Genomic DNA, 21,837 nt, shown 5'->3' with positions numbered 1-21,837 from the left:
ACACAATTAAAACGGTACCGATAAGAGATATTTTTTTCATCCTAACCTCACTGAGCAAGTGGTGTGGCTGCGTTGTTTGGGCATTCGGCGGGCTCCTCTTGGTCTAATGGGTCTTGAATTGGGTAGTCAGGGTGCCAAGGAGCCAAACACGACAAGGTGATTTTCACCTCTTGGCAGGGTAAAAAATGTACTTTGACATCACAAGCGTCATCATATTGCGGGATGGGCACCACCTTGCGGTAGTGGCGATAATTGGCTTTGTGTTTTTTAACGAAATCACTAAATTCTTTAGTTCCCATAGGGGGCGATTTACCATAAGCATCAGGATCAACCTCCCATTCCACGACCACGGTTTGGTTGGGTGTCCATTTTTCGGGCACCATCACACAACAAACACCGGTTGCCCCTCGCCCTTGGGCGCCATTGACGGTGTACCAATTAACAGCAGTGTCTTTCACATGGTTAAAGCCCCAAATATTGGCGGGCAGCATATTCGCGCTTGTATCCGGCGAGCAGGCGGTTAAAGCCAGCAGTGCAGTCACAACGGCACTAAGCATCACTATTTTTTTCATCCTAACCTCACTGAGCAAGTGGTGTGGTCGCGTTGGTAGGGCATTCGGCAGGCTCCTCCATAAAACTTGGTTCTTGAATAGGGTAGTCAGGGTGAGAAACAGCCAAACACGACAAGGTGATCTTCACCTCTTGGCAGGGTAAAAAATGCACTTTGACATCACAGGCGTCATCATATTGGGGGATGGGCACCACCTTGCGGTAGTGGCGATAATTGGCTTTGTGTTTTTCCATATAGGCATCAAATTTAGGGTCAGTGACACCAGGCATATCTCCAGGGCTTGCGTTTGGGTCGACTTCCCATTCCACGACCACGTTTTGGTTGGGTGTCCATTTTTCGGGCACCATAACACAGCAGACACCGACTGCGCCTCGCCCTTGGGCGCCATTGACGGTGTACCAATTAACATAAGTGCCTTTGATATGGTTAAAGCCCCAAATATTGGCGGGCAGCATGTTGGTTTTTTTCTCCGGTGAGCAGGCGGTTAAGGCCAGCAGTGCAGTCACAACGGCACTAAGCATCACTATTTTTTTCATCCTAACCTCACTGAGCAAGTGGTGTGGTCGCGTTGGTAGGGCATTCGGCGGGCTCCTCTTGGTCTAATGGGTCTTGAATTGGGTAGTCAGGGTGCCAAGGAGCCAAACACGACAAGGTGATCTTCACCTCTTGGCAGGGTAAAAAATGCACTTTGACATCACAGGCGTCATCATATTGCGGGATGGGCACCACCTTGCGGTAGTGGCGATAATTGGCTTTGTGTTTCACCATATAGGCCTTAAACGCAGGGTCGGTGACCCCAGGCATATCTCCAGGTCTTGAATTTGGGTCAACCTCCCACTCCACCACCACGGTTTGGTTGGATGTCCATTTTTCGGGCACCATCACACAACAAACACCGGTTGCCCCTCGCCCTTGGGCGCCATTGACGGTGTACCAATTAACATAAGTGCCTTTGATATGGTTAAAGCCCCAAATATTAGCGGGCAGCATGTTGGTTTTTTTCTCTGGCGAGCAGGCGGTTAAGGCCAGCAGTGCAGTCACAACGGCACTAAGGAACACTATTTTTTTCATCCCAACCTCACTGAGCAAGTGGTGTGCTCGCGTTGGTTGGACATTCGGCGGGCTCCTCTTGGTCTAAAGGAGCTTGAATTGGGTAGTCAGGGTGCCAAGGAGCCAAACACGACAAGGTGATCTTCACCTCTTGGCAGGGTAAAAAATGCACTTTGACATCACAGGCGTCATCATATTGGGGGATGGGCACCACCTTGCGGTAGTGGCGATAATTGGCTTTGTGTTTCACCATATAGGCTTTAAACGCAGGGTCTCCAACACCGGGGGAGTCAGTAGGGTAAGCATTAGGGTCGACTTCCCATTCCACGACCACGGTTTGGTTGGGTGTCCATTTTTCAGGCACCATAACACAGCAGACACCGACTGCCCCTCGCCCTTGGGCGCCATTGACGGTGTACCAATTAACATAAGTGTCTTTCACATGGTTAAACCCCCAAATATTGGCGGGCAGCATATTCGTGCCTGTCTCCGGCGAGCAGGCGGTTAAGCTGAATAGGGCAATGCAAAGTACACCGGTGACTGAGGTTTTTTTCATTGGAACCCTCTGAGGTTAAGAATATTTAGTCAACACTGTTAATCTCTTTAAACGTCAGGATTATCCCATCTTCTTCGCTATAACCCAAAGTCAGGCTTTGCGCTTGCTGGTGGTTCGATTGGCGCATGAGTAATTGTTGGCTCAGTACCGGTAAAATTTGTTGGTTAAGCAGGCTATCAATGTTGCGGGCGCCAGTATCCGGCAATAAACACGCGCTCACGAGGGTGTCATACAGTGCTTCATCGACAATCCCTTCGAGTTTGTAATGGGTGTAGAGACGCTTAATCACGCTGCCCAGTTTCATTTCAACAATTTGGCGCAGTGCGACAGGGCCTAATGGGCGATAAATCAGGGTTTGGAAACGCGCTAATAATGCAGGTTGGAAGTGGTCGCGCAAGGTTGGGCGCAGCAATTCTTGCAGTTCGCCGTCGGTAGACTCAGGGAACGCTTCGAGTTGTTGCATCAGCAAGTCACTGCCCAAGTTTGCTGTCATTAAAATCACGGTATTGCGAAAATCGATTTCACGGCCTTCGCCATCGCGCATAAAACCACGGTCAAATACTTGATAAAACAGGTTGAGCACATCGCGGTGCGCTTTTTCCACTTCATCAAGTAACACGACGCTGTAAGGGCGCTTGCGAACGGCTTCCGTTAAAATACCGCCTTGACCATAACCTACATAGCCTGGAGGAGAGCCTTTTAATTGGCTGACGGTGTGGGCTTCTTGATACTCGGACATGTTGATGGTGATTAAGGATTTTTCGCCGCCAAACAGGACATCTGCCAAGGCCAAAGCCGTTTCCGTTTTCCCTACGCCACTTGGGCCAACCAGTAAAAATACCCCTTGCGGGCCATTTTCTGAGGCGAGACCCGTGCGAGCGGCGCGTAGTCGTTGCCCAAGCCCCAGTAATGGGCTTTCTTGACCCACGACACGTATGCCAAGCGAATCTTCTAACTCAAGCAGCTCGGTTTGTTCGTCTTTTAATAGGCTGGATAATGGCACGCCTGTCCAATCTGCGATGACGGTGGCAACGGTTCTGACATCCACATCAGGGGTGATCAGTGGTTCGCTTTGCTGCACTTGTTCTAATTGGGTTTGAATGTCACTCACATCTTGGGATTGACGGCGCTGTTCTAAGAGTTCGCTGATAAGGTTTTTTTCTTGCTCAAAACGCTGTTCTAACTCAGCCAGTTGTATCGCTATTTGCGCATCTTGAGTGACTAATTCGTTTAGAAGGGATTGATTGGTGGTGTTGCCAATCGCCAAGTCATCAAGAATGGCTTGCTGCGCAAGTTCTAAGGCATTGCGCTTGGCTTTTAAACGGGTCAGCTCTTCAGGGAGCGTGTCGAGGCTCATGCGGATACGGGCGCTGGCGGTATCGAGTAAATCCACGGCTTTATCGGGGAGTTGACGACCCGTTAAGTAACGGCGAGACAAAGTCACCGCTGCTTTCACTGCATCATCAGTGATATGAACACCGTGGTATTTGGCATAGCGTGGTTTTAGCCCCCGCAGCATTAAACAGGCTTTTTCGTCGTCTGGCTCATCGACTTTGACCACTTGGAAGCGGCGCTCTAAGGCGGCGTCACGCTCGAAATATTGTTTGTATTCAGACCATGTTGTCGCTGCAATGGTTCTCAATTCACCGCGAGCTAGCGCGGGTTTGAGTAAGTTCGCCGCATCGGCGCCACCGGCTTGGTTGCCTGCGCCAATGATGGTATGGGCTTCATCGATAAACAGTAAAATCGGGGTAGGGGATTGTTGTACGGCCTCAATCACGTTTTTTAGGCGCTGCTCAAATTCGCCTTTAACGCCAGCGCCCGCTTGCAGTAGCCCCAAATCTAAAGTGCGCAAGGCGGTGGTTTGCAGGCTAACGGGCACATTCCCTTCGACAATGCGTAAGGCCAAGCCTTCCACCAAGGCTGTTTTCCCGACACCCGGCTCGCCGACGAGAATTGGGTTGTTTTTACGACGGCGAGAAAGAATATCCACCATTTGGCGAATTTCGTCATCACGTCCAAAGACAGGGTCAATCGCGCCTTCGCGTGCTTTTTCAGTGACATCGACGGTGAATTTATTCAGTACGGCCAGTAGTGCTTCGTTCAGTGTATTGCCAATCACATTTGAGCTTTTCGCCGTTTCTACATGATTAGCGTCAGATGGCGTTTCATGGGATAAGGATTGATTATGTGTGGCGAGTTGTTGTATTTCAGGGCGCTCATCGGATTGGGCATCAAGCATCGGTCTTAAGCGTTGAAGTTGGGTGGTACTTAATGTCATTAATGGCCACAAATTATCATTGGGCACCAGTGACGGTTGCTGAGCCATGGCAGATAATAAATGCACGCTGCGAATATGTTCGATATCTTCATCCAATGATGCAATCACCCAAGCTTGTTGAATGAGATTCAGCAGCGGTTTTGATAAAGATGGGCGCGTATGAATGGAGCGTGGTAAGTTGTCGATATCTGTCAGTAAACTTTGCCAAAGGGCTGACATATCCCATTCATAGCGGCGAGCTAACACCGTGATATCGCTTTCCCCCATTTCCAATAATTTGAGCAACCAATGTTCAATGGTAATTTCCGCATGCGCTCGTGTTTGGCAAAGTGAAGCCGCCGCTTCTAATGCGTTGGCACAGTAAGGGTTTAGGCGGCGTAATAGCATCACGGATGAATTGTCCATATTCTTTCTCTCGTATTGGGGTAAAAATATATTGGGGTGAAAACGGTTAGAGACAGCAAGAAATGCTACCGCCCCTAACCGTTAACCGAGGTTCATTAGGTATCAAGATAAATTGTGTGTTGTGTGTCATCGGTGTACGAATACGTACAAAAAAAGCAGACGCCGAAACGCCTGCTTGTTTTAATTAAGCGGTTGCACGTTCATTCCAAGAATCGGAATGAATGATATTGCCGTCTTTATAGGTCCAAGTGATTTTTTCGTAGCGCAGTTCAATCTCTTCGAGATGGTTGTGCTTCTCTTTGTTAGGGTCTTTGATGTCGTGCATTTTTGGCGCGACTTTGACCACTTTGACGTTTTCAAGCTTGGTATTGAAATATTCCACTTCTTGCCCAGCATCATCAATGCGGTACCATTTGAATTCAGCTTCTTTCAAAGTTTGACCCGTGGTCACCGCTTTGTATAAATAAGGGCTTGATGCATCAATTTCTTTCACGAAAATAAATGGCGTATGGATACGTGTACCTGTTAATTTACCGGTATTGTTATCGGTTGGGATATACAGGTTATGGTCTTGTGCGACCACTTCAATACTGCCTTCACGGTCTTGTACATTGACAGAGCCCTTGATATCCGCGCCGCCGTCATCTTTTAGCCATAAATAAACAGGAATAGCCATGGTTACTTCTCCTTTTGTGTCGAATGTGTGTCATCGTCCATCGGTGACACGGTTTGATTATCTGCGCCCTGGCAAGCATCTGCTTGAGGGATGAGTCGTATTTCAACGCGTCGATTTTTTGCTCGGCCTTCAGCGGTTTGATTATCAGCAACTGGGTTATTTTGCCCGTCCCCTCGAACAGCAAAACAAGCAGGGCTGATATCACTGGTTTCTATCATCCAATCTCTGACTGATTCGGCGCGTTTTAATGAGAGTGTTTGGTTTAATGCTGGGTTTCCGGTGTTATCGGTATAGCCGGAGACGACAATTAACCAACCGGGTTTGGCTTTAATATTGAGCAAGGCATCGACTAAAACTTTAGTTGCATCCGTTTTGAGGGTGTATTGCCCTACATCAAACAACGATAGGCTATCAAGGGTGACCATTTCAGGGGCACTTTGAACAATGATAGGCGTCGGTGGCGGTGGGGGAGCCCAACTACCTAATAGCGTGTGCAAGTAGGGTAATATTCTATTTCCCTGATATAACGCTAAAGAGTGAGAGGTTGGTATCCCTTCGCGTTCCCAACGTGCCAATTCAGTTGCATCATCTTGCAATTGCAGATAAGCGGTCTGTTTTGGTGCAAGAGGGGTATCCGAAAGTTGCGAAAAACGAGCAACATCTTCGCCAATGTGACGAATGAGTTGTTGGTTATGGTAGTAACTTCCGATTAATGCGCCTACCAAGAAGACCCCGAAAATAATTCCGATAGCCCCAAGGGTTTTCTCTGTGCGGCTTAAGCTAATATCATGGCGTAAGCGTCGTAACATCACATCGGGTAAAGGCAGCAAATCAGTGGTTTGAATTGATGAATATAGCGGCAGCATGGTTTTTTCTTGGATAAATTGCTGCCATAAGTTGTTAGGTTGGCTGGTGATATCTATCCATTGAATAGCCCATGCTGAAGGAGTTTGCTTTGGTGCTCCTGCTTGAGACACGGTGAACTGTGGGACTAAAACTTGGTTGAGCCAACTCTGTAAGGTATCTAACCACAGGGAAAATTGCAGGCTTTGCTCTGAGTGCCCAATATGGGCGGGCAACCAGACAGAGTAGGGGGCTGACATAGAACCTTCTTGTTCTACCTGAAACTCATTTTGGTGGCTGAGTAAAGTCATCCATGGAGTGTGTTCGCCATCCACGTGTAGGTCTGTACCTGTTTGGCGAGGCATAGTGAGATACACTGTGACCCAAAATGGCAGTTTTGACCCTATTTTTTGGTTGCTTTCACCAATGGCTCGACGCCAATTGAGCAATGCTTGAGTGAGTGTTTCTTGCTGAGTAAGTTGTTCCGGCAGGACGATATACAGTAATGATGTCTGCCCTGATAATGATGGGGCATGTTCCATCAATGCAGTCACTAATTTAACTAATTCAGTGGGGGCAGATACCCGAATATACCAACCTTGGCGAGTTTCTCGGTGTAATTGGTCACTCAAAAATAGGGCATCAGACTGACCACAAACGAGGATAACAGGACCCGAGTAGTTATCGGCAGGCAATGCACCCGCATAATCATGCTCAGTAGAAAGCATTTGGCGGCGCTGCTTATATTGCCAAAATAGCATCCCACCGGTAAGAGCCAGCACTAAGGCCGATACAAAAATAGTGACAGTTTGCCCTAGGGACCAAAACCCCCAGAGTAACCACAGAAAAAGGCCTGTCGCAAAAAGTGTCAGACACTGTTTGGTTGGGTTTTGCATGCCTATCCTTGTGTCATCCATTGTTGTAGTAAGTGTTCTAACGATGCACTGAAGCCCCACCACATTGCAGCGAGCACAAGAGCTCCACCAATCCAACCAAACCAGTAGAGTCGGCGGCGGCTAAAACGTAATTTAGGTTTTACGACAAGAGGTAAGTCTGATGAAATCAGATAATCAGGAAGTTGAACATTGAGTTGAGCGACGATACGCTCGCGTTCTGGCGCATTTTGCTGGCGAAATTTTCCAACAAACCCGAGGGTGAGCACGCGATGAAAACAGAGCAAAACATCTGGGTTAGGTGCCGTTTCATTTAAAATACTGCGTAGGCGATCCCACAGTTTATCTCCCGCTTCCAATGTATTGAAGTAACGGGCTTGCAACGGTGATTGTATCCAAGTGTTGTATCCATCATCTTGTTGATGCTGGCGATTCATCACGCTTTCATCAATTAATGCGCATTGGGCATATTGCATATGTTCAATGGCAGTTTCTGGATAACCATGTTCAAGTAATTTTTGACGCGTTTCATCAATCAGCTGACAAACTCGGTGGTAAAAATTATCCCCCTGAGAGATGGCAGTGCCCTGATGAAGTTGACAAACCATTAACCAAGTTTGAGCAAAAATTATGTCAATAGTGTGGTGTGACATTGTATTTTTCATGAGCGAAGTACCGCAAACAGCTCTAATTGAATATCACCTAATGTACTCGGGACGTAAAAGGCACATTGCCCTGAAGAAAGCATGGCTTGACCCGCAGGTGTTTCAATATCTAGCGCAAAGTATTGATTTTCTAAACGAAGTGGAACCGCGGTTGGCACATGGCTGAGCGGTTTTAATGGGATACCATTGAGTGCCACATTGACCACATCAGCAACATCATCCCGACTACCTGCTTTACACAGCAAAGGAAATTGAGCAATGAGTAGGTGAGCGGGTAAAGATGAGCGTACGGATAAATAGAAATCCGCCTCTTCACGTAAGCGGCCATCATGAAGCTGCCCTGTCCAGAAAGGACCTTCTTTTACTAATTCAATACTGATAACACGTGAAGGTAAGCTGGCTTCAAGCAGGGTGTTTAATAGCGTAAAAAGAGGAGGGAAAACCTGCTCCGGTTGCTCATGTTTGTATTGCGGAATATCTTCCAATTTACTTTCTAAAGAGAAAGTTAATAAGCTCCCTGCTAAACGGGCGAGTTCTCGATAGAGTAATTCAGGATGACGATGTAATGCCGTGCTAAGTTCATTGAGTACAGGTTCGGCGCTGTTCAGTGAATTTAATAGCCAAAATAATGAGACATCAGCAACCACGAAGTCTGCCATTTTCTCATTGCTTTCGCGGCGCAGAGCCATCAGTCGACGGCGTTTAGCGACTAAGCGGTGCATAAATTCAGAGAGTAACGTGCGTAGTTCAAGACTTCCCTGACAAGCGAGCAAGGGGGGAATAAAACGCTTATCAAATTCCCATGCCCCTTGCGCATTGCGGATCAGCCGTGCAACTGGGCAAGTCATATAGGCTTCATTCTCATCATGGGCAAAACGTAGCGTTGCCACATGACGTAATACTGCAATATCCGTTTGCTCATGCCCGAGTAGGTCTTGAACTTTAACCCATTCTTGGCTAAACCGACGAGGGCGATCTGTACCCGTTTCAGGGGCCAAGTTGCCGCCATTTGCTAGCATTAAAGGTAACGCTAGCACGATGTCTAATGACTGACGATCTGCGTAGTCATTAAGGGATAATACCGGAGGAAGAGCATCAGACAGAGTCGTGTCAATAAGTGTGCCATCGTGAAAACGCACAATCATCTTTTGTGCGCTAACTCGAGATAGGGTTAAAGCACTGTCATCAAATTCAGTACTAATCACACCCCACGTTGAGGCAATACCCATTTGAGCAACGACTTCAGCGACATGGCTGTCCCAACGAGCTTGTTGTTGAAATTGTTGAGGGGCCAAAAAGGCCCCGTCTGTCCATAAGGGACGGTAGATTTTCATCCTGAATGACCTTTACTAATCGTTAGGCTTTGGCTTTAGGCATCTGCGAAACCAACGATAAATCCACATCCATGCCTTCGACTTGGAAGTGTGGGACGGCATACAGTTTCACGCGGAAGAAGCCTGGGTTATCTTCAATGTCTTCAACAACCACTTTTGCATCGCGAAGTGGATGAGAAGCTTGTAAATCATCACCCGGGTCGGTCATTTCAGTGACTAAACCACGAACCCAGTTGTTGAGTTCAAGTTCAAGGAGGCGTCTATCTTTGGTGGTACCAATGTTTTCACGTTGGATCAGTTTCAGGTAATGGGCAATGCGAGAGAGTAGGAAAATATAGGGTAAACGCGCGTTGATTCGGCTGTTTGCTGTCGCATCGGCAGTGTCATACAGCGCGGGCTTTTGGGTGGAATTAGCCGAGAAAAAGCACGAATAATCGCGGTTTTTGTAGTACGACAGTGGGATAAAGCCAAGATTAGCGAATTCAAATTCGCGCGTTTCAGGGATCATCACTTCTGATGGGATTTTCACCTGACTACCTGTACCTAAATCAAATAAATGAATAGGTAAATCTTTAACTGCTCCACCTGCTTGCGGACCACGAATTTGCACACACCAACCGTTGTTGATAAAGCTTTTAACCATGTTGGCAGCGAAAGCAAATGTGGCATTAGTCCACAAATATTTCTCATGATCTGGCCCTTTGACTTCTTCAACGTAATTGAAGCTGCGGACAGGTACAGTATCAGGGCCATAAGGTAAACGGCCTAATACACGAGGCATGGTTAAACCAATATAGCGGGCATCATCCGAATCACGGAAAGCTTTCCATTTAATGTATTCAGCACGGTCAAAGTAGTTACCAATATCTTTGATAGCAGCCACTTCTTCCATGGTCTCTTTGCCAAAGAATTTTGGTCCAACAGACCCAATAAATGGCATATGAGCAGACGCGGAGACTTTAGAGATGCTGCGTAATAAGGCGATATCTTGCGCGCTACGGTCAAACTCATAGTTAGAGATTATCGCTGCAATAGGCTCACCACCTGGGGTGTCATATTCTGCAATATAGGTATGGTGGTAAAGACCACTTTGGATAATTTCCGGGCTATCTTCGAAATCTTGGCGCAAGTCATCCTTGGCAATATCCAGTAGCTCAATTTTTACGTTTTGACGAAAATCAGTGCGATCAACAAGGAATTTTAAACCACGCCAAGTAGATTCAACTTTTTGGAAGTCTTGATGGTGCATCACTTCATCTAATTGCTGGCTGATTTGCTTATCGAGTTCAGCAATATGATGGTCAAGCAGGTTGCGGTCTAAACGCTCCACTTTTTGACCAGAAGATTTTAAACGGTCTAAAAATACTTGAACGGCAACCGTGACTCGTTCATCCGCAGTTGCATCAGCTAGCGCAGTATTATCTTGGAATGCGTTAATATCACTGATTGTAGCAACAGGGGTTAAATTGATTTTTTCAAATAAAGAAGCATAAACGCCTTGATTCGAGGTTTCATCAAGTACAGTCGTTGCACCTTGGGTTGATTCATTTTTTACAGACATCAGCATAATCCTTTAATAATCCAAATTAATCTTTCTTCGGTGCAAGTTGTGCTAGCTCTTCACGTAGTTCATCACTGAGTGCTGGGTCCTTAAGGATATTTTCCAATTCACGGCGGAACGTAGCGTTATCGAGGAGGTTAGATTTCAGGTCGCGTAGCAGATTACGCATGGCTAACATGGCTCGAAGTTGGGGGATTTGACGAGCCACTTGCTCAGGTTCGAAGTCTTTCATATTTTTGAAAGAGAGGTTTACGCTTTCGTCACTTCCATCACCAGCAAGAGTATTTTTTACCGTTAAGTTAACTGTTGGTGTAAATTCACTAAGGACGCTATCAAAGTTATTTTTATTGATATTTACTTTTTCACGCTCAGACAACGCGCGGTTATCTTGTCCGTTACTGTAATCACCCATCGCTAATAACTTAAGTGGCAATTCCACTTTCTTCTGAGCGCCGCCCGTGTGCAGTTCTAATTTAATATTGACCCGTGCTTTGGGGACTTCATTTTGAAAGCTATCTGACATGAGTGAAATTTCCTACAGTTTTAGTGAATATATTGAATTGTGTATTGTTAAATGGTTGCAATTGAATTCCATTCATTTAACTTATGTAATTATTTTCTTTATATCTTCACTGATTCAATAAATCAACTTTTCTTATCAATAAATGTGACGGGAAATCTACGTTTTTTTGGGGTTATCTTGGCTTTAAATTTAAAAGTTAATAATATCAACATTTAACGTGCGTTGTTTTTATGCTTATAATTAAAAAGTGTCATTTAAATCTTTTTGTAATATTTTTTTTCAAAGTATTACAAAGTGATTCATAAGAATATTTACTCGTTTAGTGTGTGATAATCCTCTTTTTGATTAGAAATTATTTTATGAAAAGAAATAGATGAGTACTCAATAAAAATTACTGCTCTTTTTGGACCTTGAGGAAGTACGCTCTATAGAACAGCATTACAGTCATAGCAAAACATGGAGTATTAAAAACTAGGGTGAATAGCCACTGCTATTTGGTTACAAGTGCAAAACTGGGTTGTTATCTAAAAGGTCGTGTTGGAGCGAGGGTGAGGAGGAACAAGTTTTTACTTTATATAGTTAAAGGGTAAGCTTCACTTTTACTCTAGTTGGTGTTTTATTATCTGCATTAAAATTAATAATAAATGCATATTTATGCGGTCCAAGCATCTCATTGAACCAAGAAAAAACAGGCATCAAAAATAGCCTAGTCATGTTCTTGGTTATATAGAAATTCGAATAGAATGAAAGTTAGGTTATTAAATAATCATTTAATAACAATATAATGAGTGCTATATAGAGCTCTCCTTGCATAATTACATGGTTCCAACGTTTGCTATCGTCTATTGGAAAACGGTTGATAAATTAACGTTATGGTCAATAATGCCAAAACCTAACGTTTATCGATTTAAATCATCGTATTGAAATAACGCCTACCTTATTCCCAAGGTTAAGGCTATACCATGTGCGTTATCGCTTGATAGGTAGCCTATCCCAGCTTTCACTTTTACTTGGTTATCATAGATATTAATGGGGGTTTCTAATGCGACAGAGGTATTATTTATAAAACCAAATGACAATTCTCTATAGTCCTTTCCATAGAACCCGCCGATATCATTGGATAAGATTAGATTGAAGTTAATGTCATTTATACTGATGAGTTCCGTCATAACATATTCACCACCAATCGACCATGTTCCGGTACTGCTATTGACGTTTAGGCCTTTTGTCTTTCCAAAACCATTAGTAAACATATAGGATATATGGCCATATAGATTCAATTCATCATTATTGTCTAGGATATTTGTGTTTCTCAGGCCAAGTTTAGGTGTTATATGAAATGAATTTACGTTCCAATCTAATAACCCTTCATCGCGCAATACGTCTTTCATTTGTTGACTACCATGAACGGTGGAATTATTGCTCATATTTGCATAGCCTAATTCTAGCTCACTTTCTAGGCTGAACTTTTCGTTTATTTGGTAGGAAACTTTTGGTGATGCAGATAGACTAAAAATATCCCAACGGGCGCGTAGATTGCCTAAAGAGTCAATATTAACTAGTGACGATTTAACTTTAAGGTAATTACCTTTCAATTGCATAGAAAAAGAGTAATCATCTATTACATAAAGGTCTTTGAATTCATATGGTAAAGAATATTTTTCGTAGTTAAACCCCTCAGCATGAAGTGTTGAAGCGCTAATGTCATCTGTCAATGAAAGTGCAAGTAGCTTAGCGTAACCAGCATTCAAATTTTCATCGCTATAAGAACTACATATATAAATTGTTGAAAGTGATAATAATATTTTTAAGTATGGTACTTTCATTACATATTCCTGTCAGTGAGTAGTCAAGTAATACAATTAATAAGATAGATATTGTTATATTTCTCTGTTCTATATGTTTGTATTAGTTTAATTGATATATTGAAAAGTTAAAATACTAGCGGATAAATTAAACGGATAACGGGTAATTTACTCGAAGCTGTTATGATAGAAACCACTTATGTACAGGGGGATTCAGTCAATAGACGTAATGATAGACTTATCATTGATTAGCGTTGATGAATAGTAATGGTAAGTGAAAATAACTATTTAATAATCAGTTTTGCTATCGGTCATGTATTTTTTGACTCTGTTCACTTCAAAATATTTGGATCATATCAACAAAGGTGGGCAGTTGTCTTTTCAGGTTATGTCGCTTACTCTGGATTAACGTTAGGTTTTTAAGAAGAGCTATTTATGATGAATATCCAATCTGACCACAACAGCTTTTTTATTTTATCTGATGATAAGCAAACTCGTCTCGCAGAGATAACCTTTGTATATACAGGAGACGAATTAGCGATTATTGATCACACATTGGTTGATGAAAGCTTAAAAGGACAGGGGATCGCAAAATTGCTTGTTGCTAAAGTCGTAGAGCGTATGAGAAAAGAAAGGCGCAAAGTTATCCCGCTGTGCCCGTTTGCGAAAGCGATATTTGATAGAACTCCTGAATATAATGATATTCGACAATAATATTCTTTAATGACCGATGAGGTAGTCATGACTATTGAATCCAATGATAAGAAAACAGAATTGCAGTTGATTACAGCACGTTCCAAAGATGTTGGGGGCATCCCTGTCGCTCGGGTTTTACCTACAAGAGAACGTAGGTTAATTGGCGCATGGTGTTTTCTTGATCATGCAGGTCCTACTGTTTTTAAAGGGAATTCCGAAGGAATGAAGGTGGCTCCTCATCCTCATACTGGCTTACAAACTTTCACTTGGATGATAGAAGGGGAAGTATTACACCGCGATAGCTTAGGTTATGAGCAAGTTATTCGGCCGCGGCAAGTTAATTTAATGACAGCAGGATATGGGATCAGCCATTCAGAAGACACTTATGGAGCAAACCATAAACTCCATGCAGTGCAGTTATGGATAGCATTGCCGGAAGCCGTTAAAGATACAATACCTCGTTTTGATCATTATCCTATTTTACCGAATTGGCTTGAAGGGCAAACCCAATTCCACTTGTTAGTGGGTGAATACGGGGCTTATAAAGCGCCGACGTTGAGCTTTTCTCCTTTAGTTGGGGTCGATATTATTGCTCAAAAAAGTGTTGAACATAGCTTAACGTTACAGTCTGAATTTGAATACGGTATTTTTGTTATTGAAGGAGCTGTGATTGTTGATGGGCAACACGTAGGTACGAATCAATTAGTGTATTTAGGCAAAAACAATTCTGAAGTTGTTGTGCGGTTTGCTTCAAATAGCCACATCTTATTACTTGGGGGCGAACCTTTAAATGAAACTATATTAATGTGGTGGAATTTTATTGGGCGTACTAAAGCTGAAATTATCGAGGCTGTTGAGGCGTGGAACCAAGGTCATCCTCGTTTTGGCCAAGTATTTAATGATGATCGCAGCCCAACACCGTCCCCATTAATGCCTTGAACGGTATTTATGTTTCCTAATTGAGTGGATAGATGTTTAATTTAAAAGCACTATCATATTGAGTAAGTTTCGAATTTTTATTCAATCATGGAACTGATTACTTTAACTGTTCTTGATAGTACTTAATTTTATTATTTAAACTATCTAGGTGGTCATTCAATATTAGTATCTGTTGTTCTAGACTCGTATAATGTTCTGTGAGTAAATTCATTCTATCTAACGTTGTGGATGCGCCTATCTCCCTTAATTTCGCGTATTCTTTAATTTTTTTTAAAGGCATCCCTGTTTCCTTTAAACGAATAATAAATTTAATCCATTCAATATCAGTTTCTGAGTAAAATCGATGGTTATTACTTTGCCTTGAAGGTGCCAAGATACCTTCTTTTTCATAATATCTAAGCGTATAAATGCTAAAGCCAGTTAATTGCGAAAATTGGCTAATTGAATAATTCATATGTACCTACTATCGAAAAAAATACTTGACCTAGAGTAAGCTCTATCTTTTAGCCTTTCAATACATTTTGTAAATGAGAGGTCATTATGAAAAATCACCATTATGCTGTTATTACAGGAGCTAGCTCCGGAATAGGGCGAGCTATAGCACTCGCATTTGCTAAACGAGGCTTTAATATTATTGCAATAGCGAGGCGGGGATTTTTGCTTGAAGAGTTAAAAACGGAACTAAAAACGTTACACCCAAACATTGATATAGTCACAAAAATATGTGATTTATCGAGTGTTGAAAATGCGAGTTTACTCTATGGCGAGTTAAGCCCGTTTGACATTGATGTATGGGTAAATAATGCGGGTATTGGTTATTATGGTGAAGCTGCCAAACAATCACTTGAAGATGTAAATACGTTATTAAATTTAAACATTAATACATTAGCAATGCTTTCATTGATGTATGTCCGTGATAACCATAATTTAGAAAATAAGCAGCTCATTAATGTTAGTTCAGCTGGAGGATATACTATCGTACCAACTGCGGTGACGTATTGTGGCTCAAAATTTTTTGTTAGCGCTTTTACAGAAGGGCTTGCCCATGAATTATTAAACGCGGGAGCACAATTAAAAGTCAAGTTATTAGCACCAGCCGCAACAAAAACAGAATTCGGCAAAGTCGCCAATAATCTAGCACATTATGATTATGACCAAGTTTTTGGGACTTATCATTCAAGCAATGAGTTAGCTGATTTTTTTATGCAATTATATGATTCAGAAAATGTTATTGGTTATGTTGATAGAGACAGTTTCAGTTTTAAATTACTTGATAATAGGATGCCTTATGCCAATAACAGCAAATCTAACCAAAAGTTATAGGATTATGAGTATGAATCCTTAAACAAGATAATAATCATTATATGGGTATTAATGGTGGATAATCCCCGATTGTGGCATGAGGTATTCACAGAATATAGCTATTTTCGAAATGGCCTAATTACTTGAAAATAGAGATTTTGAATTAGCTAATTGGCTGCTACCTTGTGCCATTTAAGCCAGTATAATTTGGTAATACTATCATGAGTATTATCTATATTGTTTTTTTAATAGTAAATATGGGCATATTGATAAATAATTGGTTTTACCCAACTATTGTTGCACATCTTGGTGGTGTTAATTCAATGTGTTAACTAATTTGAAGTTAAAACGTAGGTGATGGTGCTTCTACATGATGATACTCTTGAGTGAACAACTAATGGTTGTGGGGGGCAGGGAATTTAAACCGGGCCGACCCTTGTACGTGAACTGAATTATTACAGTAGGGTGTTGATGCTATCTGCTCTGATCATATTGATGTAACACCGCTGGATTTTAGCTCAATGACGTAAGTAACTGAGTTTTCCATTAATAAATTACTGGTTAATCAAACAGCTGAACAATTGAACAATTGTCTATTAAAGTGAGCTTGATTTATCTCAGCAGTATATTCTTACAATATGAATGTTTAGCTTAAGGATAATAATGTTTATACTGAGCTAAATTATACACATTGAAGAAATAAGGGATGATATGAAAAGAGTAGGAATTTTGCTCACGGCTTTAGTTGTGTTATCAGGCTGTCAGACTTCTAATTCAACGTTAGTTTACGAATGTAATATTGACCAATCGATTAATCAGATTTCTAGAGATAGAAATGGTTTTTTTGCTTTTCCGACTGCGGCTCCGACAGTTAAAGTGTTTTCTTACAATGGCGCATTCAATATTCGTGATTTTGAAGCCGGTGAATATGCAGGCTATAAACTGGAAAAAAGCCAACAACAACAGCAAATAAAGACCGTTAAAGATTTTAAAGTCATTGTTAATAAAGGTGATTATTACCACGATAGCGGGAAAATTATTGAGATCTTCTCCCCAAAACAAAAAACAATTAGTTTATTTTTAATTGATCAGAAAACAGGGAAAACGGATTCGCTGCAATTTTTAACCGATTGTGAAAAAAAATATATAGAAATAAAAAATCGACCTCAGCATGATGACCATGATTCCTCCCCTGAATATGATAAAAATGACCCTGTTGTTAATGGTTAAGTGTGATTAAGGCATGAACATGATTGTTTAATTTGTATTAACATACAGATTGAATAGAGTATAAAGCAGCCATTTTCATAGGGGATATATAATGACTATTTCGGCAAGAAACCAACTTTCAGGTGTTGTTGCATCTATTGGTGTTGGTGCTGTCAATGATGAAATTATTTTGGATTTAGCGAGTGGGGAAAGCATTACTGCGGTTATTACTAAAAATAGTACCGCACAGCTAGGTCTAGAAAAAGGGAAACCTGTAATTGCGGTTATTAAAGCGCCTTGGGTCGTCCTTGTTTCTGATGAGAATGAATATAATTTCTCTGCTCGTAACCAATTTAATGGCAGTGTCGAGTCTATTGAAAAGGGCAGTGTGAATTCAGTGGTCAATTTAAGAACAAAAGCAGGTACTTTGTTATCTGCGGTGGTGACAAACAATAGTACCTCTGAGATGGGGTTAATGGTGAATAGCCCTGTGACTGCTATTATTAAAGCATCAAGTATTATTCTTGCAACGAAAAAATAAGTGTTTGATAAACTATTTATCAAAAGATGATTAAGGGGGTAAATAGAAATGATATTTACCGCCTTTTTTATTTAAGGTAAATGCCATCTAATTCCCAGTGATGTGTCAGTTCCCTTATAATGATTAAGAAAGCAGTAAACGAGGTGTCTGTTGGTAAAGTTGTTGAGTTAATAGGGCTACCATTGATGACATTAACCAACTCGTTAAATGCACTTTCAATCTGCTGGGTAGTTAAAAAATATTCTGTATTACCAGTGTGTTGCCAAATGGCCTTTAGTTTATTATCTCTATTAATCAGAACAGGGTTATTTATAGAGAGTTGCTTTCTAGCAGGAATGACCGTGTTTTCAATTAATTCAATGGCTATTTCTGCTTCATAAGGTGTTATTGGTGAGTGTTGAAATTTAAACCCATTAATACTGTCGCTACCAATAGGTAAGGTAATTTTATTGGATAGAAAAGAGAGATTGGTTTCTTGAGGCGTAATTTCTAATTGAACCGCATTCATTATGAAACCCCCAGTGAATACTGTATGTCTAGTTATGCTACACCGATTATTTCAAACTGTAAAAACATTTAAATATTCTAGATAATATATTTGAGCTTAGTCATTTTAGCCAATTAACAGTAAGTTATAATAAAAAATTAGATATTGATATTTTAATAAAAGGATAGATTTTATGGTGACAATTATATATGCACACCCTTGGAAAGGGAGCTTCTGCCAGTTTTTACTTGATAATATAACGAAAGGGTTAACCGAAAAAAAGAAAGATTATCAGGTAATTGACCTGCATAGAGATAAGTTTAACCCTGTGTTAACAGAAGAAGAGCTCGCACTTTATTCCACCGGTAACTATATTGATCCTTTAGTTGGAAAATACCAAGAAATGTTGAAAAATAGCTCACAAGTTATTGTCATATTTCCTGTTTGGTGGATGGGAATGCCTGCAATTTTAAAAGGCTTTTTTGATAAAGTAATGCTTAACGGTTTTGCTTGGTATTATAACGAACAGCAGAAAAAATTATTACCTTTGCTAGACATCCCCAAAACTACTGTTGTCACGACATCAGAAGAAGCCACAAAATTTATTATTAAAGAGGGAGACCCTGTTAGTGATGCTATTTTTCATTGTATGACAGCGGTAGGTTTAAAAAATAGTAAATGGATGAATTGTGACTATATAACTCAGGGAGGAAATGAACACCGCATGGCGTTTATAAATACAGTATTGAACGAAGTTTAATTGTTTTAATATTAAATTTATTTATACTTTAATTCTATATAACGTGATTAAGTCTATTATCACGTTATGTTTTAAGGTTACGCAAATTCTGTAATAAAATAAAATATAATTTTGTTTTATTTGTAATTGTTTATCTTTAAGAATAAATAATGAAATTATGTGATAAATTAATTACTTTATCATTCATGATAGGGCGGTTTTATGTCTGAAGTTAGGATCATTGCAACGGTAATAGCAAAAGAAAACGAAGTTGCTTATGTTAGAGCCGCGGCAGAGTCAATTGTTAAGTCGAGCCATCAGGAAGAAGGTTGCCTTCAATATGAATTGCATCAGCTTCATGACAACTCTAATACATTTGTTTTCTTTGAGGTATGGCAGAGTCAAAAAGCCGTTGATAAGCATAATAATACACCGCACTTTAACGAGTTCATTAGTCAGGTAAAAGATAGGGTCGAACTGTTAGATGTGAAATTGATGAGTAAAATTGCCTAGGAGCACTATTATTTGCTATTTATCTTGAAAAGTAACATTTTAATAGTCTCACTGTAACTAAGTTCAGCAGTGTGGATGGCTTCAGGTGTGAATGAGGGAGCTTGATTTTTAGGGGATACTGATAGCGCTTCTCCATGAGTATAATCTATTAGGATATGCCCCCATTTCGTTGCTTCTATTTGAGATAAACCAAGTTTCATTAATTGTTGGGTGAGTATTTCGGTGATCCTTTTGGCTTGTTCTGGAAAAGCATTTGGGGAACTGAAAATAGCTAAGGTGATTTGCGGATAAAGGGTCACTTTTTGCCTGTAATGCAGTAATAGCGACTCGATTTGTTGGTAAAGGTCAGGCAAGTCAGGCAATTGAATATCTTGATAAAGCCTATTGGCAATAGCTTGTATTAAGGCATCTTTATCTGAAAAGTAATGATAGAGCGCCATCGGGTTGACGTTTATCTTTTTGGCCAGCATGCGCATAGATAGGTTATCAACCTTATTATCATCTAACATTTCAATAGCTTTAGTCACTATCAACTCTAAAGAGATAGTTTGCTGGTTAGCTGGCGGGCGGCCAGGCTTTTTATCTTTCACTTTAAAACCTCATATTTAGATTGCACAAAGCCGGAAGGGAAACTGCGTGTATGCAGGTGGTTGAGTAAAATATCGTGATTGAGGTCTCCAAATAATGGGCGCCCGCTCCCAAGTAGAATGGGGAGTTTAGTTATAATTAGGTCGCTAATCATACCCCTTTTTAAAAATGATTGAACCACTTGCCCTCCATCGATATAGACGTGTTGGCATCCTTCTAATTCCAGCATTTTCATCACATTTTCAGGGGATTGATCACTAAAACGAACTTTCCCCACTAAATGTTCAGGCACGGCTTGGTTGGTTAATGTAGAAGAAAGTACGACAACCGGAAGATTGTAAACCCAAGGTGTGATATGACTTAGTGTTTCGAAGGTGCCGCTTCCCATCACAATTGCATCTATTTGATTGATAAATTGGTCATAGCCATGATCCTCATTAGAAGTATCAATGCACCCAAGCCAATCTATTTGCCCATCTTTACGTGCGATGTAGCCATCTAAACTAGTGGCAATAAATACATGCCCCGTAATCATATTTGTTTCCCATTAATTAATTATACGGTGTATAATAATTGGTTCTATGGTGCAAGTCTAGTGGGTAAAATGCTTTTTAGGGGATGGGCTAAATTGACAAAATTTTTGCTGCTTATAAAATAGCGGAGATTGGTCATTAGACTCGTAAGCGTTTACGTTAACCAACGCATATAACTTTTGGTCACACGAATAGTTATATGCTTATGTGTGCCAGTAACCTTGAAGTTTTTTATGCCAAATCAAAGTCGTAATTATGTATTAGGTATTCCCAAATTACCTGCTCGTGCGATGATCTTTCTAGTTCCTTTCTTTTTATCCCTTGTAATGAGTGGGATCGTTTCCCTTATTAGTACTGTTAGAGCGCTAGGTTTTACTTCGGAAGTTTTCCCATCTTGGGTTAGCTCTTGGGGGATTTCTTGGATGATTGCCTTTCCAACGGTGTTCTTTGTATTACCTATCGCGAGACGAATCTCATTAATGTTAGTTAAATCCTCCTAAAAGCATGTGTTTTTTTCATACAGTCAGTTGCTATTATAGAAGGGAAATCAGTAGCGCTAATTTTGAATGGGGTCTTATGTCGATAAAAATTATTGGTTTGTTTTTTATCACTGCACTAGCTGAAATTGCAGGCTGTTATTTCCCTTATCTCTGGATGAAAAAACAGGGAGGGCCTTGGCTATTAATCCCTACAGCCTTAAGTTTGATGCTATTTGTCTGGTTATTGACATTACATCCAGAAGCCAGTGGCCGAATTTATGCATCTTACGGTGGGATATATATTGTCACAGCGTTAGTATGGCTAAAAGTTGTCGATGGGGTCGCACTTTCGGTAACTGACTGGGTTGGGGCTTTCGTTGTGCTTGTTGGCGCTGGTATCATTATTAGTGGCTGGGAGTAAAAAACAGATTATTATTTAGATAAAGTAATATCCCAAAAGAACGTCATTATTATTTCGCAAGTGAGTTCTCAATGAATTCACTTTTTCCATATTTAAACTATAAGCCTGCAAGAACCATAGATAGCCTAGTGCTGTTACCTCAAAAATACAGATAAGGTTGTCGTAAAACTGAGTTTTATTTTTATCTGGTGGCTTATTTATAAGACGGTTATTTTTTTGTTTATTAT

At 41.1% G+C, this 21,837-nt stretch carries 25 protein-coding genes; 9 read left to right on the top strand and 16 right to left on the bottom strand.

What is annotated here, in order from left to right; all coding sequences use genetic code 11:
* Positions 1 to 47 precede the first annotated feature (47 nt).
* The 12 genes from ACIPUA_RS08140 to ACIPUA_RS08085 form a co-directional block, all read right to left on the bottom strand.
* Positions 48 to 572, bottom strand: a complete 525-nt coding sequence (locus ACIPUA_RS08140; RefSeq protein WP_449059544.1) for a DUF3304 domain-containing protein — start codon at positions 570 to 572, stop codon at positions 48 to 50.
* A 7-nt stretch (positions 573 to 579) separates the two neighbouring features.
* On the bottom strand, positions 580 to 1,107 hold the full coding sequence (locus ACIPUA_RS08135) for a DUF3304 domain-containing protein (RefSeq protein WP_449059543.1): 528 nt from the start codon (positions 1,105 to 1,107) through the stop codon (positions 580 to 582).
* Positions 1,108 to 1,114: 7 nt separating this feature from the next.
* Positions 1,115 to 1,642 carry a DUF3304 domain-containing protein gene (locus ACIPUA_RS08130; RefSeq protein WP_449059542.1) on the bottom strand — a complete coding sequence of 176 codons (528 nt, stop codon included), beginning with the start codon at positions 1,640 to 1,642 and terminating at the stop codon, positions 1,115 to 1,117.
* A 7-nt stretch (positions 1,643 to 1,649) separates the two neighbouring features.
* Complete coding sequence (locus ACIPUA_RS08125) at positions 1,650 to 2,177, bottom strand: DUF3304 domain-containing protein (RefSeq protein WP_449059541.1); 528 nt, start codon at positions 2,175 to 2,177, stop codon at positions 1,650 to 1,652.
* 25 nt (positions 2,178 to 2,202) lie between these two features.
* On the bottom strand, positions 2,203 to 4,863 hold the full coding sequence (gene tssH, locus ACIPUA_RS08120; RefSeq protein WP_449059540.1) for a type VI secretion system ATPase TssH: 2,661 nt from the start codon (positions 4,861 to 4,863) through the stop codon (positions 2,203 to 2,205).
* Between the two features lie 184 nt (positions 4,864 to 5,047).
* Positions 5,048 to 5,539, bottom strand: coding sequence for an Hcp family type VI secretion system effector (locus tag ACIPUA_RS08115; RefSeq protein WP_004912469.1), 492 nt, complete (start codon positions 5,537 to 5,539; stop codon positions 5,048 to 5,050).
* A gap of 2 nt (positions 5,540 to 5,541) precedes the next feature.
* Positions 5,542 to 7,278 carry an OmpA family protein gene (locus ACIPUA_RS08110; RefSeq protein WP_449059539.1) on the bottom strand — a complete coding sequence of 579 codons (1,737 nt, stop codon included), beginning with the start codon at positions 7,276 to 7,278 and terminating at the stop codon, positions 5,542 to 5,544.
* A 2-nt stretch (positions 7,279 to 7,280) separates the two neighbouring features.
* The gene (gene tssL / locus ACIPUA_RS08105) at positions 7,281 to 7,940 is read right to left on the bottom strand and encodes a type VI secretion system protein TssL, short form (protein WP_449059538.1); all 660 of its coding nucleotides are present in this window, start codon (positions 7,938 to 7,940) and stop codon (positions 7,281 to 7,283) included.
* On the bottom strand, positions 7,937 to 9,274 hold the full coding sequence (gene tssK / locus ACIPUA_RS08100; RefSeq protein WP_048606638.1) for a type VI secretion system baseplate subunit TssK: 1,338 nt from the start codon (positions 9,272 to 9,274) through the stop codon (positions 7,937 to 7,939). The genes tssL and tssK overlap by 4 nt, the downstream gene beginning before the upstream one ends.
* 22 nt (positions 9,275 to 9,296) lie before the next feature.
* Positions 9,297 to 10,841 carry a type VI secretion system contractile sheath large subunit gene (gene tssC, locus ACIPUA_RS08095; RefSeq protein ID WP_042848029.1) on the bottom strand — a complete coding sequence of 515 codons (1,545 nt, stop codon included), beginning with the start codon at positions 10,839 to 10,841 and terminating at the stop codon, positions 9,297 to 9,299.
* A 19-nt stretch (positions 10,842 to 10,860) separates the two neighbouring features.
* On the bottom strand, positions 10,861 to 11,358 hold the full coding sequence (gene tssB / locus ACIPUA_RS08090; RefSeq protein ID WP_042848028.1) for a type VI secretion system contractile sheath small subunit: 498 nt from the start codon (positions 11,356 to 11,358) through the stop codon (positions 10,861 to 10,863).
* 932 nt (positions 11,359 to 12,290) lie between these two features.
* Entirely contained in the window at positions 12,291 to 13,184 is an 894-nt protein-coding gene (locus ACIPUA_RS08085; protein ID WP_449059537.1) for a hypothetical protein, read from the bottom strand.
* Between the two features lie 417 nt (positions 13,185 to 13,601).
* Here ACIPUA_RS08085 and ACIPUA_RS08080 point away from each other — a divergent pair, with 417 nt between their 5' ends.
* Positions 13,602 to 13,877, top strand: a complete 276-nt coding sequence (locus ACIPUA_RS08080) for a GNAT family N-acetyltransferase (protein WP_042848080.1) — start codon at positions 13,602 to 13,604, stop codon at positions 13,875 to 13,877.
* A 27-nt stretch (positions 13,878 to 13,904) separates the two neighbouring features.
* Positions 13,905 to 14,798 (top strand): pirin family protein, encoded by an 894-nt coding sequence (locus ACIPUA_RS08075; RefSeq protein ID WP_042848022.1) that lies wholly within the window; start codon positions 13,905 to 13,907, stop codon positions 14,796 to 14,798.
* A 97-nt stretch (positions 14,799 to 14,895) separates the two neighbouring features.
* Here the strand turns inward: ACIPUA_RS08075 and ACIPUA_RS08070 are convergent, their stop codons facing one another.
* Positions 14,896 to 15,252 (bottom strand): MerR family transcriptional regulator, encoded by a 357-nt coding sequence (locus ACIPUA_RS08070; protein ID WP_042848020.1) that lies wholly within the window; start codon positions 15,250 to 15,252, stop codon positions 14,896 to 14,898.
* An 86-nt stretch (positions 15,253 to 15,338) separates the two neighbouring features.
* Here ACIPUA_RS08070 and ACIPUA_RS08065 point away from each other — a divergent pair, with 86 nt between their 5' ends.
* The 3 genes from ACIPUA_RS08065 to ACIPUA_RS08055 all read left to right on the top strand — a co-directional run bounded on the left by ACIPUA_RS08065 (position 15,339) and on the right by ACIPUA_RS08055 (position 17,850).
* The gene (locus ACIPUA_RS08065; protein WP_129466692.1) at positions 15,339 to 16,121 is read left to right on the top strand and encodes an SDR family NAD(P)-dependent oxidoreductase; all 783 of its coding nucleotides are present in this window, start codon (positions 15,339 to 15,341) and stop codon (positions 16,119 to 16,121) included.
* A gap of 690 nt (positions 16,122 to 16,811) precedes the next feature.
* Positions 16,812 to 17,330, top strand: a complete 519-nt coding sequence (locus ACIPUA_RS08060) for a hypothetical protein (RefSeq protein ID WP_048606642.1) — start codon at positions 16,812 to 16,814, stop codon at positions 17,328 to 17,330.
* Between the two features lie 91 nt (positions 17,331 to 17,421).
* Positions 17,422 to 17,850, top strand: a complete 429-nt coding sequence (locus tag ACIPUA_RS08055; protein WP_042848014.1) for a TOBE domain-containing protein — start codon at positions 17,422 to 17,424, stop codon at positions 17,848 to 17,850.
* 67 nt (positions 17,851 to 17,917) lie between these two features.
* On the opposite strand, the gene ACIPUA_RS08050 is transcribed toward ACIPUA_RS08055, so the two are convergent.
* A complete protein-coding gene (locus ACIPUA_RS08050; protein ID WP_208292081.1) occupies positions 17,918 to 18,358 on the bottom strand; it encodes a hypothetical protein in 441 nt (146 codons plus the stop codon).
* Positions 18,359 to 18,530: 172 nt separating this feature from the next.
* Between ACIPUA_RS08050 and ACIPUA_RS08045 the strand changes: the two genes are divergently transcribed.
* Positions 18,531 to 19,097, top strand: coding sequence for an NAD(P)H-dependent oxidoreductase (locus tag ACIPUA_RS08045; protein ID WP_449059536.1), 567 nt, complete (start codon positions 18,531 to 18,533; stop codon positions 19,095 to 19,097).
* 201 nt (positions 19,098 to 19,298) lie between these two features.
* On the top strand, positions 19,299 to 19,589 hold the full coding sequence (locus ACIPUA_RS08040) for a putative quinol monooxygenase (RefSeq protein ID WP_042848009.1): 291 nt from the start codon (positions 19,299 to 19,301) through the stop codon (positions 19,587 to 19,589).
* Positions 19,590 to 19,597: 8 nt separating this feature from the next.
* Here the strand turns inward: ACIPUA_RS08040 and ACIPUA_RS08035 are convergent, their stop codons facing one another.
* Together ACIPUA_RS08035 and ACIPUA_RS08030 are read right to left on the bottom strand one after the other, a co-directional pair.
* Positions 19,598 to 20,179: a TetR/AcrR family transcriptional regulator gene (locus tag ACIPUA_RS08035; RefSeq protein ID WP_052219432.1), complete on the bottom strand. Its 582-nt coding sequence runs from the start codon at positions 20,177 to 20,179 to the stop codon at positions 19,598 to 19,600.
* Positions 20,176 to 20,712, bottom strand: coding sequence for a dihydrofolate reductase family protein (locus ACIPUA_RS08030; RefSeq protein WP_042848007.1), 537 nt, complete (start codon positions 20,710 to 20,712; stop codon positions 20,176 to 20,178). The genes ACIPUA_RS08035 and ACIPUA_RS08030 overlap by 4 nt, the downstream gene beginning before the upstream one ends.
* 231 nt (positions 20,713 to 20,943) lie before the next feature.
* Between ACIPUA_RS08030 and ACIPUA_RS08025 the strand changes: the two genes are divergently transcribed.
* Positions 20,944 to 21,210: a DUF2798 domain-containing protein gene (locus ACIPUA_RS08025; protein WP_042848005.1), complete on the top strand. Its 267-nt coding sequence runs from the start codon at positions 20,944 to 20,946 to the stop codon at positions 21,208 to 21,210.
* A 76-nt stretch (positions 21,211 to 21,286) separates the two neighbouring features.
* Complete coding sequence (locus ACIPUA_RS08020) at positions 21,287 to 21,610, top strand: YnfA family protein (RefSeq protein WP_042848004.1); 324 nt, start codon at positions 21,287 to 21,289, stop codon at positions 21,608 to 21,610.
* Positions 21,611 to 21,837 lie beyond the last annotated feature (227 nt).

The organism is Providencia sp. AGC89, assembly GCF_053543535.1.
This window is presented reverse-complemented; position numbering and strand designations above follow the sequence as displayed.

Bases quoted from the DNA above. Each gene is read 5' to 3' on its own strand.
- ACIPUA_RS08140 (WP_449059544.1), bottom strand. From the start codon at position 572: ATGAAAAAAATAGTGATGCTTAGTGCCGTTGTGACTGCACTGCTGGCT.
- ACIPUA_RS08135 (WP_449059543.1), bottom strand. From the start codon at position 1,107: ATGAAAAAAATAGTGATGCTTAGTGCCGTTGTGACTGCACTGCTGGCC.
- ACIPUA_RS08130 (WP_449059542.1), bottom strand. From the start codon at position 1,642: ATGAAAAAAATAGTGTTCCTTAGTGCCGTTGTGACTGCACTGCTGGCC.
- ACIPUA_RS08125 (WP_449059541.1), bottom strand. From the start codon at position 2,177: ATGAAAAAAACCTCAGTCACCGGTGTACTTTGCATTGCCCTATTCAGC.
- tssH (WP_449059540.1), bottom strand. From the start codon at position 4,863: ATGGACAATTCATCCGTGATGCTATTACGCCGCCTAAACCCTTACTGT.
- ACIPUA_RS08115 (WP_004912469.1), bottom strand. From the start codon at position 5,539: ATGGCTATTCCTGTTTATTTATGGCTAAAAGATGACGGCGGCGCGGAT.
- ACIPUA_RS08110 (WP_449059539.1), bottom strand. From the start codon at position 7,278: ATGCAAAACCCAACCAAACAGTGTCTGACACTTTTTGCGACAGGCCTT.
- tssL (WP_449059538.1), bottom strand. From the start codon at position 7,940: ATGAAAAATACAATGTCACACCACACTATTGACATAATTTTTGCTCAA.
- tssK (WP_048606638.1), bottom strand. From the start codon at position 9,274: ATGAAAATCTACCGTCCCTTATGGACAGACGGGGCCTTTTTGGCCCCT.
- tssC (WP_042848029.1), bottom strand. From the start codon at position 10,841: ATGCTGATGTCTGTAAAAAATGAATCAACCCAAGGTGCAACGACTGTA.
- tssB (WP_042848028.1), bottom strand. From the start codon at position 11,358: ATGTCAGATAGCTTTCAAAATGAAGTCCCCAAAGCACGGGTCAATATT.
- ACIPUA_RS08085 (WP_449059537.1), bottom strand. From the start codon at position 13,184: ATGAAAGTACCATACTTAAAAATATTATTATCACTTTCAACAATTTAT.
- ACIPUA_RS08080 (WP_042848080.1), top strand. From the start codon at position 13,602: ATGAATATCCAATCTGACCACAACAGCTTTTTTATTTTATCTGATGAT.
- ACIPUA_RS08075 (WP_042848022.1), top strand. From the start codon at position 13,905: ATGACTATTGAATCCAATGATAAGAAAACAGAATTGCAGTTGATTACA.
- ACIPUA_RS08070 (WP_042848020.1), bottom strand. From the start codon at position 15,252: ATGAATTATTCAATTAGCCAATTTTCGCAATTAACTGGCTTTAGCATT.
- ACIPUA_RS08065 (WP_129466692.1), top strand. From the start codon at position 15,339: ATGAAAAATCACCATTATGCTGTTATTACAGGAGCTAGCTCCGGAATA.
- ACIPUA_RS08060 (WP_048606642.1), top strand. From the start codon at position 16,812: ATGAAAAGAGTAGGAATTTTGCTCACGGCTTTAGTTGTGTTATCAGGC.
- ACIPUA_RS08055 (WP_042848014.1), top strand. From the start codon at position 17,422: ATGACTATTTCGGCAAGAAACCAACTTTCAGGTGTTGTTGCATCTATT.
- ACIPUA_RS08050 (WP_208292081.1), bottom strand. From the start codon at position 18,358: ATGAATGCGGTTCAATTAGAAATTACGCCTCAAGAAACCAATCTCTCT.
- ACIPUA_RS08045 (WP_449059536.1), top strand. From the start codon at position 18,531: ATGGTGACAATTATATATGCACACCCTTGGAAAGGGAGCTTCTGCCAG.
- ACIPUA_RS08040 (WP_042848009.1), top strand. From the start codon at position 19,299: ATGTCTGAAGTTAGGATCATTGCAACGGTAATAGCAAAAGAAAACGAA.
- ACIPUA_RS08030 (WP_042848007.1), bottom strand. From the start codon at position 20,712: ATGATTACGGGGCATGTATTTATTGCCACTAGTTTAGATGGCTACATC.
- ACIPUA_RS08025 (WP_042848005.1), top strand. From the start codon at position 20,944: ATGCCAAATCAAAGTCGTAATTATGTATTAGGTATTCCCAAATTACCT.
- ACIPUA_RS08020 (WP_042848004.1), top strand. From the start codon at position 21,287: ATGTCGATAAAAATTATTGGTTTGTTTTTTATCACTGCACTAGCTGAA.